The following is a 13,079-nucleotide window of genomic DNA, read 5'->3' on the forward strand; positions in this document are numbered from 1 at the left end:
ACTCTCCTTTATGAAGAATATATTTCCAACGCATAATTTAAAGAATTTTTCACATTTTCAATATTGCTAAATTCATTTAAGTTATTTTTCATTTCAATAGAGACCCACTTAGAGTACCCATTTTGGCGTAATTCCTCAGAAATTATTTTATGTTCAGTGTTCCCTGCTCCAATCAAATTTAAATATGGCTCACTGATATGAAAATGGTTGAGGTATGGAATGCTTTGTTCGATTACAACTGGTATGTTCTCGCGATTTATACTTAAAGCACCCGCATCTAAATGTAGTCGAAAACCAGGATGATTAACTTCCTTAACCAACAACATTCCCTCATCGCTATTTGTAATAAAATCACAAGCATACTCAGCAGGATTCGGTTCAATACACATAGTAACATTATTCCTCATTGCAATCTCAGCAAGTTCATGAAAAAAAGGAACTGCAATACCCATTTGCTCTTTTTTTGTTAAAGATCCCGCTAGTCTATTCTTTGGAGAACCAAAGACTAGAGACTGAACCTCTAGTTGACCGGCTAATTCCATAATTCGAGTGAGATATTGGACCATTTCAATCCGTGATTGTTGATTAGTGAATAAACCGAGTTGATTTTGACCAAACAACAATGATTGCATAGCTATAAACCGAACACCAGCACTCCGCCATCTTGTTTTCACTGTGTCTATCTCAACAATAGGAACGGCAACTGGATTTCCCCAAAATTTAGTTGGCGCTATTTCAATGCCTTCAACTCCTGCATTTTGCAGTAACTCTATTATAGCTTCTTCATCATCTGCATCCCATGCAATATTGGAAATAGAAAGCTTCATAGAATTATCTCCTTTTGTTCCTCAATAAAGTTAGAGATTTCTTGTAGAATCATTTTTTTAGATTTCATATATCCATCTTTTGAATTCTTGTTAAACATACTTGCATGTTTACTTCGCATATCATAAAAAACAGGAGCCTTTTCTGTTACATTTTTAAAAGATATATCTAAGGAAAATTCAGCAATCTCTTCAGCACTAACAGGTTCAGATGTCATGTTAACCAAACATATTTTAGAATCCAAAGCTATTATTATGTCTTCCCATAGATTATCCATGTTGTAGAATTGAAATTTGGATTTATGGTGCGTAATATCTAAAGCATTTGAATGTATAAGGTCATAAATAAAGTTTTTTTTCAAACCCTTTCCGAACAATCCCGGCAATCTAACAATTATATGATTCTCAAATTCACTCATTACAAATTGTTCCAAATAATATCTATGGCGACCATATGGCTCTGTTTCCTCTGAAAAAATCTCTGTATCTTCCATCACTTCTATGGGATTTTTGTAGACATCCACTGTAGAAATCAGGACAAACCTCTTTGCTTTAATTTCTTTAAGTGAGCTAATTAGTGAATTTATATTCTTCAGATCTTCTTCTGGAGATTGATTAGCCTTCCACTTGACTGCAGGAGCGGCGGCACAAATAACTAATTCATAATTTTTACCGTGAATAGTATTAATATTTGAAGAGTTATAAAGATCATCGAACTGTGTTTGTCTGAGTAATGTGCTTCCTACAAAACCTGTATAGCCTATCAGTGCAGTTTTGCTCAATTAAGCTCCTCCTCCGTTACTTATTTGAAGCTTTCTCCCGATCCCGAACTAGCTCAAGACGAGGCTTCTTTTCTTTGTACATTTCAACAGATTTCGTACTATAGAAAGGACGATTTTGAATTTCTATTAATATGCGAGATGTATACTCACCAATAATACCACCAATGAAGAACAATCCTGCAAAACCTAAGGAGATTAAGATCATTAATGTTGTCCAGCCTTCTACTACTGATTGATTGAAAAAGAAATTATAAATAGCATATCCCCCCATAAACAAGGAGAATAAAAAGAAGAGGACCGTTAATAGGTGTGCTGCACGCAATCCAAAATGAGAGAATGAAACAAGTGCATCTATAGCTAAAGTAATATTCTCCTGGTTAACCTTACGCGGCATTGCTTTATTCACAGCATTGTATTGATAATTGTACTTTGAATAACCAGTCAGCTCATACAAGGCTTTACGATATCGCACTCTTTCTTTTAGAGTTAACATAGCATTAAGTGCTCTTCTGGTGACTAACCTCACACTTTCTGTTGATAGAGACAGATTAAGGTAAGAGACAGAGTTTAAAATCCGGTAAAACATTCTGGATTTCCAACCTGCTTTTCCAGATGAAGCAGCGACAATATCACAACCTTTTGAGGTTGCTGTTTTGAATAGTTCATATAGCAATTCCATATTAAAATCAATGATTGGGGATTCAATCTCATAAACAAAGTCGCCCATCGACTTATTTAGTCCTGCCATCATGGCATGCTCAACACCATGTTTTCTTGATAAATTAATAATAGTCGTATCTCCGTGTGTGTCTCTTATTGCACTATGAGCTTCTTCCAGTGTTTTATCTTGACTATTATCATTAACTAGTATGATCTCGTAATCTTTAAAATGCGTATTCATAGAGTGATCAATTTCTTTTAAAGCCCGAGCAATTTCCTGCTCATTGTTATATGCATAAAGAACTACAGAGACAAACACTTGTTCTTTCACAGCACTTCCTCCAGATCATATATAGTATTAAATTTACCAGAAAAGATTGAAATAAAGCGCGGCTTTTGAGAAAACTCTTTCAAAATTGTCGGTCTCGAATCATCTAGCTCCGATGCACTTATTAAAGCTTTGACTGCAAACAATGATTTCTTATAGGTAAGTTCGATTTCTGAATTTAAATACTTCTTGGCAAGCTGATGCATCCGACTCCAAGCAGACTGCGGACGAGCTGAACAGAAATTACAGTTATCTAACTGCTCAGGTGTGCAATTTGGATTGTACTGTTGACAAGAAAATTGCGGCAAATTACTAAACGATGATTCATGTGGCGTATGACCAACAGAAGTTAGTGAATGAAAGCCACTCTCCCCAAATGGCATTACAGAAAAGAAGGGGCCATCCATTACTGTAATACCCACGTTTTTTAAATTGTTGGATACCGTTGTCATGATCACTTCGCAAATTTCATACTTAGTCGTAAACAAATCGTACTTAAATTTACTTAATATCTGATTCATGCTTGCATAAGTAGCATTTAGGATATTGGCAGCCGTGTACCTATCTCCATTAGCTTCATATAATACAAAGCGGTCACCATCCTCTCTTACTGAGCGGATATTCTTGTTAAACAGCAAGGAAACGTTTTTAAATTGATTTAGTTGATTCAGATACCATTCTCTTATGATATTAGCATCATAACTATATTCTAAGGTTTCAAATGTAGCTTCGACAGCACCTGGGTTAAAGTATGCATTACTATTGATTTCTTCCGCTGGAATATCTACAAAGTTACAAAAATTCAAGAATTGTTCGGCGTTTGTTAATGAATCACTAGCTGAAATTGCATATATTTTTTTGAAACGGTCGTTAATAGCGAAATTAAAGTCTCTGACAAAACGTTCGTAGTAATGAGCAGACTTCTTTGCTGTCGAGACACTTCTTGGATAATGATATCCGTTATGAACCCTAGCCTGATTAATGAAGCTAGCTCGTTGTAACGGCTGATCATCATACTCAATCACTGCTACTTTTAGATCTTTTTTAGCCAAATAATGTGCTGCGTATAATCCGTAGATGCCTGCTCCAAAAATGACGTAATCGTAATTCAAGACTTCATTCCCTTTCTTTACTTCGTTAGAAAACCAAAACATTTTAATAAAAAATAATAATCGTTCCTGCTATTAAAAGGATAACACCTAGCACTTTAAATGCTGTGAGTGGTTCGTGGAATATAAGAATCGATACGGCGACAATACCCAACGTTGTTAAGGCTTGAGAAACCGGAGACACTCTGCCAAGTTCTCCTTTAGACAAAGCAAAAATATAAAAAATAAAACTTATACCATACATAAAGGCGCCTGTCCAAATATAAGGAGATGAGACCATTTTAAGCAAGGACTGGAGGCCCAATCCGTTGAGATTAATTAGATTAATTCCGTGTTTTAACATTATCTGAGCCAGAATATTAAAAACCATGGCTAAGATCAATAAAATAATTAGCATTAGTCTCTCCATTTTCAATAAATATAATTTCTTTACCATCTCTTTTTCTCATTTTAATGATTGACAAACTTGTTAAAAGTCTTAAATTTCTCTTATCAAGGTAGCCCTGTCTTCCATCTGAATTCCACCTTTTTCTATTTCACATATATCCCATCCAGTTCAAACATCTCAGCGTTATAGTTCTCAAAATCTATTCGAATTCGAGAGATATTTTCATCGTGAATAAAATCATCAGAACCGGATATTGGAAGTACATAAGTCCCTTTATCACTTGCGTCTAGCCAAATTGAGTTTGATTCACTAAATCCTCCCCCATTATCCCAAAACAACTGAATTCTCATGTTAGATAAGTTTTCTCCGTGAAGAGTAAATAAAAGGCTATTATATTTTTTTTGTAGAGTTCTCGTATCTGTGTCAAACACAATAAAGGGATCGTTTCCTATGATTTTTATAGACTTACGATTTTTGTCATATTCTATACTATTAATCTGAGATACAGGAAGTTTGGCAGCATCCTCCCACTCACTTCTTATAGCGCTTTTCCCAATCCGAGAAGGAAGAGCACCCATATCCTGGACATTTAAGATTTTCGAATATTTTTCGTCTTGAAAATTATCAAATGTAAGTTCTTGTTCCAAATGATTATTAATAAACTTATTTATCATATTCCCCTGATTCTGAAACAAAATTGAAATAGTGTTGGCCGCGAGACAACAAGACAAAAATAACACTACCGAACCTACTTTAATTTGGTACCTTACGTCAATTACCTTAGTAATAAAATAAAAAAGTAAGATAGATAATGGTAGTATATTGATATAAAAATACCTTCCTAGCATCACATCAACTGATTGAGTATATGTGCCATATGCTAGAACTAATACGTTTAAAACAATACTTAGTGTAAAAATGGCAACCAGAGCGTTTATACCATTTACAGAATCTTTTTTTAACAATATTCTAAAATTAATATTCTTCCATACACCGATTATGATACTTCCAACTAGGATAGTATTTAGCAGTGTCATAAAAAAATAAAACGGATCTATAAGTATTGAACTTACTTCTTGAGGATTCCAAAAAGTAGATAAAAATCGGGATATAGATTCGAAAATATAAACGAACCCTAAATGCAGATGATCAGGATTTACAATAGAGAGAACAAATTGAACATGGAGAGACGTCCCAGTAAAAGCACCATATAAAACGTAATTATAAATTAACCATGGAGACATTATTATAAAGAAAATAATTAAATAAAATAAAGCATGACGCCATTTTCTATAAATTACAAAGTATATAAAAATTACACCCAGAATAAATATTGAGGTGAATTTGGTCAAGACTGTCGCAGCAGATAAAATGGATAATAATATTAAATGTGTTCTTGTCATGGTTTGTATATTAATTTTAATTATCATGTAAAACAAAAGTGTTGTAAGAAAAACTACTAATTGCTCATTGCTCAGCGTTATCATTCTTGTCATAAATCCAGGGCTCACAAAAAGAGCTATCACAATGCTGTAAAAAAGAATCTTATTTTCCTGAATCAGTTTTTTCTTTACCATTTCTGCATAAGCTTTGATAACAAAGAATAGGCTTCCTAAGATTAGCACAACGCCGAATAGGCGTAGTATAACGAAGCTAAGTTCAATATGTCCCTTGAATGGTAAAATTATCAAAGCGGATATTATATAATATAACGGAGGATGAACAGCTTCGTATTGAGGCGTGTTACCAGAAAGAGCACCAGCTCCGTTCAATTCCATTAAGCGCTGCACGTTAATTTGATCGAACAAAGTGGGAAGCTTGCCTTCATTAATAATATGCAAAATATAATCAAAATGAGCTCCTTCATCAATAGGTGAATAATAAGGAGTAATTATAACATAACCTATTGCCAATAGACTTATAAAGGAATATAGTACGACGTTGGACGAGAACCTTATCAACGTAATTAATATACAAAAAAGAAGAAAAGAAAACAAAAGATTTTGAAAAAAATCAAAACCTATCCCCAGATCATAATATATAAAAAGCGACACACCACAAAACAAGAACAAAAGTCCTCCAGTTATCAGTAAGACGAGATTACCTCTACTTTTTAACATAATCACACTCCATCATAATTTATGCAAACTACCATTAATTAAACATTAGCCGTCATATCCAAAAATTCAAATTGCTCGTTTTCCCTAAGTTCATAGAGGTAACCGGAAATTCCCTACGGTAACATCGAAGTGATTTATTCTTTATTAAAATCCCGCATACTGTTCATACAACCTCAAGAGGAACTCTGATCTCACTGCTCTTTGTTTTTCTTTACACGGCCGGCCTTACCGTGTCACAAAAACTATCCTCCAACAATAAAATTTCTGAGATGCAATCAACCATTTTTATGGGAAACCTTCAATAATCCCAGTCTGGATGTATGGTTAGAGAATAGCCTTCGTGCTTAACGTGGTGTTAATTTCTTGTTAATGCATGTTTAGTGAATAAGACATATCACTTTTTAGAGATAGATTGTCATTATAGTACGGATCTTTCTTTATAATTTCTGCCCATCTTTCTTCCATAAACTCAATTTCTCGCCTGAATCTTTCTTGTTTTTCCTTAGTATCTTCAGCCCCACGTGTTTTCGATTCATAATGATATAGTTGTACACTATTAACACAAACATTCTGGTAACCTTTCTTCAAAAGCTTTAAGCAGAAGTCAACGTCATTAAAGGCAACAGACAACTGTTCTTCCATACCTTCAACTTCTAGGTACTTTGCTTTTTCTATCATTAAACATGCAGCCGTAACTACTGCACAATTACGGTTAACTAGAAGAGCACCGAAGTATCCTGCATCGGAGATAGGCAAAGTTCTAAATGCATGTCCAGCAATTCCACCAAGGCCCATAATAACACCAGAGTGCTGAATAGTATTATCGGGATACAAAAGTTTTGCTCCAACCGCCCCTGTATTCTTGCGCTGCGCAAATCCTAGCATAACATTGATCCAATTAGGACTAATTATTTCGATATCATTATTTAGAAGTACGAGGTACTCCCCTTTGGCCTCTTGTACTGCAAGATTATTCAACTTTGAATAATTAAACGGTATATCTATTTCTACAATTTTCACTTGTTCAGGGTAGCCATTAGTCCACTTATCAAAAATATCTAATGTATCCCGTTCCCTACTGCCATTATCTACAATTAAAATTTCAAATCTATTATAAGTAGTAAGAGCAAAAATAGAACTAAGACAATTATCCAAAATCTCACCCAAATTTTTAGTGGGAATTATTATAGTTACTAGGGGTTCCTTCACTATATTGTAATGAAGCCTGTACATGTTAGGGTGTTCCTCAATTTCTCGAACTTCTGCATCCATCCCCCTTCGCTGAATGGTATCTTTAAGAGCTTTTATTCCCGCATAGTGCGTATAATTTTTAGCGCCTGCTCCCGATGCTGTTGATTCGGGGATTGTCCTCCAGTGATACAAGATTTTTGGGATATGATAAATCTTTTCAGTCAGTTCGCTAACCCTCAATACAAGATCGTAATCCTGACTTCCTTCATACCCTTTTCTAAAACCACCTACTTGGTCTACCAGACTTTTGCGGTATATACTGAAATGACAGGTATACATTTGGGATAGCAAAAGATCTGGAGACCAATCCGGCTTGAAATACGGAGAGTGGCGGACACCTTCTTCACTGATTTTATCTTCGTCACTATAGACTATGTCAGCTTCGGGGTGTTGATTAAGAAGCTTAACATTTTCATATAAGGCATTAATAGTAAGTTCATCATCATGATCTAGCAGACCTATGTATTCCCCTGTCGCTACATCTAGTGCTGAATTTGATGACTCTGATATATGCCCATTTTCATCACGAAAAACTATCTTGATTCGACTGTCTTTTTGCGCGTATTCATTCAATACCTTTTTAATATGCGGTTTGTCGGAAGCATCATCGGCAATGCAAAGTTCCCAGTTAGGATAAAGTTGGTTTATAACCGAATCAATACATAGACGGAGCCATTTTTCTTCAACATTATAGACAGGAACAATAATCGATATAAGAGGCTTGTATGTCATTCGCACGATTTCATCTTTAATTCTTTTGATATCAATAGATGTCAGCGCTTGATTTGCAACCCAGCTTTCATAGCTCCCTGTAGATCCAATGGCTTGATGGCCGGTATAGGCTTTAAACTTAGACCAAGTAGCCTTAAGGCCACTTGTCCGCAAAGTTTGAAAACCTTTCTTCAACAGCTGAAGAGTTACTTGATTTGTCAGTCCTTTTCGGTGAATGATTTCCCAGGCAAAACCAAGGACCATTTTAATTCGTGTCGTTTTTTTCAACCGTACATTCGTAAACATGAACTCTGCTTCATCTTCACCCGGATCAATTCTCAAATTTTGAGTTCCCGGAGGAATATAAACCGTAACTTCACGTTTCACAAACCCCTTCGGAATAGAAGAAAAAGTAAGGCTTTTGGACTCAGAAAATCCGTTCCCCTGATCCCAGTACATCTTAAGAGGGATAACGGACTTTGATTCAGATTCCCATTTAATCTTGTTCCAACCCGGAAAATACCTTCCAGTTACCAAAAAAGAGGGATCATTTCCAGTCGAGATCCATTTCTCGTTTTTCATTTCTAAATGAGAAATAGGCTTTAGCCTTGCTCTTGTTTTAATTCCGAGTAATCCTGCTAAAGCAGGTTCAATCCGACTCTTCCACTTACTTCTGATGCTCAAAACCAGTCCCCCTAAATCATCATTTCCCAACTAATTTTTTAATCAGTTTAGCCATTTTCCAAAATTTGGAGTTCTCGACATCCTGAAGTTGTTGGTGAGCTTTATTAAATTCTGATTCCAAAGTTTCATATTCACGATTCCGGTCCTCTAATGCCTGCTTTACTTCCATTATCGATTGCTCGTTATGTTGACTTTCCTGCTTGTGAAACTGCTCTATTTTTTGCTTGTCTAGTTCAGATTGATGAAGTTGATTGTTAAGATAGCGAATTTTATCCAACCTATTATTGGACTCTAACGTTATTCGTTTGTTGGTTTCTTGCAGTCGGCTAATTCCAAGAAACACCTTTTCAACTTCCAAAATCAGCTTTCGTTCATCTTTTGTTAACGATGTAACGTCAAAACTAATCGAATCAATTGAAACTGGTTTGGAAAAGTTCAATATGAGAAAAGGGTCGTCGTTAGAAAATCCATATATATCGTCAAAAGAGTATATATAATTCCCATCCTCGAAGTACTCTTCAACCAGCTCTCCTTGTTGATTTCTAATTGTTATATTATCAAATTTAAATATTCCCTTTCGATCAGAAGGGTCAATTCGTATAGACTTAATCGGTTCCACTCTACTATTGTTCCACAAAAACTTATGAATAGGCCTATTTTCGTCCACATCGATTTTAAAGCTTTCTTCCTCATTGAACCCTTTACCGCTATCTGTAAATACTTGAATTTTATCTTGTACACTTTTATCCTGTACTTCTGTCTCAACATTTTTTTTATTAACAAGCATCGTCGCCAAAGAAAAGAATGTTGTCTTAAATCTTTGCAATTCTTCAAGATGTCTTGGCGCCATGTTAATCAGGCTTCTCTTTTCAATAAGCTCCGACATGCCACGATCTTTGCTGCAAATAAAAATTTTCCGGTAAGAATCTTCAGCATAATCTTCAGCATAAATATTTGCATTGTAAAAGCGATCTAGCTCCATACGATAGTATTGCAACTCCGGAAAACAAGCGGCCACAAAATGAATCTCCATCATACTTTCCCAGATTGGTAGGCTGCCATGAGAAAGAACTCGATAATTCACCCCCAATTTATCCAAAAACATTTCGAGATCCTTTTGTACAGGAAGTCCATTCTCAAAATGTTCAGCCAACCAGCGATAATCTTCTTGAACCAAAGATTTATATACAGCATTCGTTCTGCGTTCTGCTTTACTCACTGATGGAGAAGCAAAAGGAGCCGTAATTATATAAAATTCGCTGCTAACTCGATGGATTTCACTAATAAAGTCATCCCTTTTATCAGGAGGTATATGTTCGAAGACATCCAACGCTACAACAATATCAAAATAATCATTGGAGAACTCCATTTTTGTTGCGTCTCCAAGGATGTAATCCGGATGTTTTTGCAAATCGGCCGGCAGTTCGATATCCAAATACTTAATTGAATCTCGAGGAAGAAACTTTTCTAAATTACGGTGTTCGTTAGCGCCTACTTCAAGTATTGTAAATTGTTCGTTTGCTTTTCTCATACTCTCTATTGCATCCGCTACATTTTTATATCGCTGAAACTGATCGAACGCTACATTGTTATAATGTTGATCGGATAAAGGACTATTCATTTGACCACGTCCCATTCATGATTGATATAAACCAAACCTTCAGAAAAATACTTATTGGCAATCTTAAATGAGAGTATATTTTCCCGATAATTGAGACAAACGATTCCTTCGTTATTAAAAATCCCTACATCTATGGAATAAGCGCCCCCAAGCAACGGAAGCTTTGGAATAATGTATTTCACTCGATGCTTTCCTCTCTTTGTAGGAATTGAAACCTTCTCAAGGAATGTGTTTGGACCAAAAATATAGTCACGTTTTGGAGTATAAATAGCAACACCTAAGAGTAAATCGGGAATTTCAGGCTCGTATACATCATAGTCAATCACGACTTCCAGCCTTTCATGTGTTCTAAAATTTTCCTTATTTATATGAGCCTCTGTTATATACGCCAAAATATCTGGATTCTCAGGCAAAACAAGCTCCTCTATTGCCTGATTCTCTTGAATATCTATAGTCACATTTCGCTTTACAATATGGTCTTCTATATAGTTTTTCATGAAGTCTTCATACTGATCGACGACTTCACTTGCGTCACCAATAGCTTCAACTACCCCATCCTTAATCCAAACTGCTTTATTACAAAACCTCTTTACTTGCTCCACTGCATGCGATACAAAAAGAATAGTTGTCCCTTTTGATTTCAGTTCCTTCATCTTATCGATACATTTTGTTTGAAATCTGATATCTCCTACGGCCAACGCCTCATCTACAATCAGAATATCTGGATCCACATTAATGGAAACGGCAAAAGCAAGTCTCGCGAACATTCCACTTGAATATACTTTGACCGGTTGATCGATAAAAGTACCAATATCAGCAAACTCAATAATCGCTGCTATTCTCGGCTCCATTTCTTCTCTCGAATATCCCATCATAAGTCCATTCAGATATATATTTTCTCTACCTGTATATTCGGGATTAAAACCAGCTCCAAGCTCAAGTATTGCTGCAATCTTCCCATTAACTTGAATGTTCCCACTGGTTGGTGATAATACACCTGTAATCATCTTCAACAAGGTCGATTTACCAGATCCATTTTTTCCCAATATGCCAAGTGCATCACCTTTTTCTACCGAAAAGGTAACCCCATTTAGGGCAGAAAATTCACGGTGATATTTTTTTTTAGTGATAGATAAAGCTTCTTTCAGACGATCTGCCGGTTTATCATAAAGTTTATACGTTTTAACAACTTGCTCAATTTCAATTATAGGCTCCATCATTTCACTCCTAGAGCACATCAGAAAAGTGTGATTTTAATTTTTTGAACGTGAGAACTCCTAGTGTTAACATACTAAAACAGAAGAACCAAAAATAAAGCATTTCATACGGTCTCTCATAGAATATTACATGGTCTATCAACGAATCCCTGAACCCTTGAACAATATAAAACATTGGATTGAGTTTGAAAATAAACGTCCAAAATTCATTCAACATAATAACAGGCCACCCAATAGGCGTGAACCAAAAACCCATTTGTAAGAGAATACCGATAATTTGATTTAAATCCTTAAAGAATAGAACAAGCGAAGCAGACAGTAATGACATTGAAAAGACTAAAAAAATCATACATATTAAATAGTAAAGTATTTGAACTGTATATACTGTTGGATAATATCCATAGAACCCATAGACAATAAAAATAAATAGAATAAAAAATAAATGAACGAAAAGTGCAGAACCTATTTTCACGAAAGGTAATAACTCTATACGAAAAACTACCTTTTTAACTAGATAACTGTACTCGATAAATGCATTAGTCGCACCAGAAAAAGCTTCCGAAAAAAAGAACCATGGAATAATTCCAGCTATAAACCAAAGTATAAAAGGTACCTCTGCTACATCACCACTTCTTAAACCCACTTGAAAAACAAACCAGTAAGTTACGATTGTCAATAATGGAGTAATAAATCCCCATACTACACCAAGATAAGAAGATGCAAATTTTGTTTTAAAATCATTTTTCGCCAGATTGAGCGCTAAATTCCTACTTTGATATATGGGCTTAATCAATTCTAAACTCTTTTTCAAGTGTCGCACTATAAAAGCCGTCAACACGGCTATTAATACACTGCCTAATAAATTCCCAACTATATGAAGTGTACTGAATCCTTCAAAAATAGTAGAAGCTATAGGAGTAAAATTAAATGCAATATACGGGTCGCCCCCTATAGATTTAATGTGTATGCTTTGATTTTGGTTTTGTACAATTTTGACTTCATTGGTTTTAATATTTATATTTTCTACCTCTATAGGTTGGGTAGATATGGCTTTAGCTTGCACATTACGAATAGATATGTCGGCTTTTTGCGTCCCGAGATCAATCCGAACTTTTAATGTGTTATTTGGAAGTTCATAACTCATTTTTTTCCATTGACCAGGTTTATCATAAATTAAATGTTTTGACTGTGCCTCGTTCCATTCACCACCCTCTGCAACTGTTAGAAAGAATACTTGATAGTCGTCTTCGTTGGGCGCATTTACTTCAAAACTTAAAGAAACCCTTGCCGAATCTTTTTGGTAATTATCAATCAAAAGAAATGAACCAACAAAAGCGATAACTGCAACAAATAATAAAACTATTCGTTTAAACAAAGACATTAA

The 13,079-nt window shown here is 35.2% G+C and carries 10 protein-coding genes; all 10 read right to left on the minus strand.

The genetic code is table 11. The annotated features are described in order from the left end of the window. Positions 1-8: 8 nt before the first annotated feature. Positions 9-827 (minus strand): sugar phosphate isomerase/epimerase family protein, encoded by an 819-nt coding sequence (locus G3352_RS20290; protein ID WP_163759244.1) that lies wholly within the window; start codon positions 825-827, stop codon positions 9-11. Beyond that, a complete protein-coding gene (locus G3352_RS20295; RefSeq protein ID WP_240343160.1) occupies positions 824-1,606 on the minus strand; it encodes an NAD-dependent epimerase/dehydratase family protein in 783 nt (260 codons plus the stop codon). Before G3352_RS20295 ends, G3352_RS20290 begins: the two co-directional genes overlap by 4 nt. A 16-nt stretch (positions 1,607-1,622) precedes the next feature. Then, the gene (locus G3352_RS20300; protein WP_163759246.1) at positions 1,623-2,597 is read right to left on the minus strand and encodes a glycosyltransferase; all 975 of its coding nucleotides are present in this window, start codon (positions 2,595-2,597) and stop codon (positions 1,623-1,625) included. Further along, positions 2,594-3,706, minus strand: a complete 1,113-nt coding sequence (locus tag G3352_RS20305; RefSeq protein WP_163759307.1) for an FAD-dependent oxidoreductase — start codon at positions 3,704-3,706, stop codon at positions 2,594-2,596. The genes G3352_RS20300 and G3352_RS20305 overlap by 4 nt, the downstream gene beginning before the upstream one ends. 43 nt (positions 3,707-3,749) lie before the next feature. Then, a complete protein-coding gene (locus tag G3352_RS20310) occupies positions 3,750-4,139 on the minus strand; it encodes a DMT family transporter (RefSeq protein ID WP_205524964.1) in 390 nt (129 codons plus the stop codon). Between the two features lie 95 nt (positions 4,140-4,234). After that, entirely contained in the window at positions 4,235-6,004 is a 1,770-nt protein-coding gene (locus tag G3352_RS20315) for an ArnT family glycosyltransferase (protein WP_163759251.1), read from the minus strand. Positions 6,005-6,577: 573 nt separating this feature from the next. Then, positions 6,578-8,857: a glycosyltransferase family 2 protein gene (locus G3352_RS20320; protein ID WP_163759252.1), complete on the minus strand. Its 2,280-nt coding sequence runs from the start codon at positions 8,855-8,857 to the stop codon at positions 6,578-6,580. 19 nt (positions 8,858-8,876) lie between these two features. Continuing rightward, a complete protein-coding gene (locus tag G3352_RS20325; protein WP_205524965.1) occupies positions 8,877-10,478 on the minus strand; it encodes a class I SAM-dependent methyltransferase in 1,602 nt (533 codons plus the stop codon). Next, positions 10,475-11,695, minus strand: a complete 1,221-nt coding sequence (locus G3352_RS20330) for an ABC transporter ATP-binding protein (protein ID WP_205524966.1) — start codon at positions 11,693-11,695, stop codon at positions 10,475-10,477. The genes G3352_RS20325 and G3352_RS20330 overlap by 4 nt, the downstream gene beginning before the upstream one ends. A gap of 10 nt (positions 11,696-11,705) precedes the next feature. Further along, complete coding sequence (locus G3352_RS20335; RefSeq protein WP_163759257.1) at positions 11,706-13,076, minus strand: ABC transporter permease; 1,371 nt, start codon at positions 13,074-13,076, stop codon at positions 11,706-11,708. Positions 13,077-13,079: the final 3 nt, after the last annotated feature.

The organism is Paenibacillus sp. ALJ109b (assembly GCF_010747435.1).
In the GTDB taxonomy this organism is placed as follows: domain Bacteria; phylum Bacillota; class Bacilli; order Paenibacillales; family Paenibacillaceae; genus Paenibacillus; species Paenibacillus taichungensis.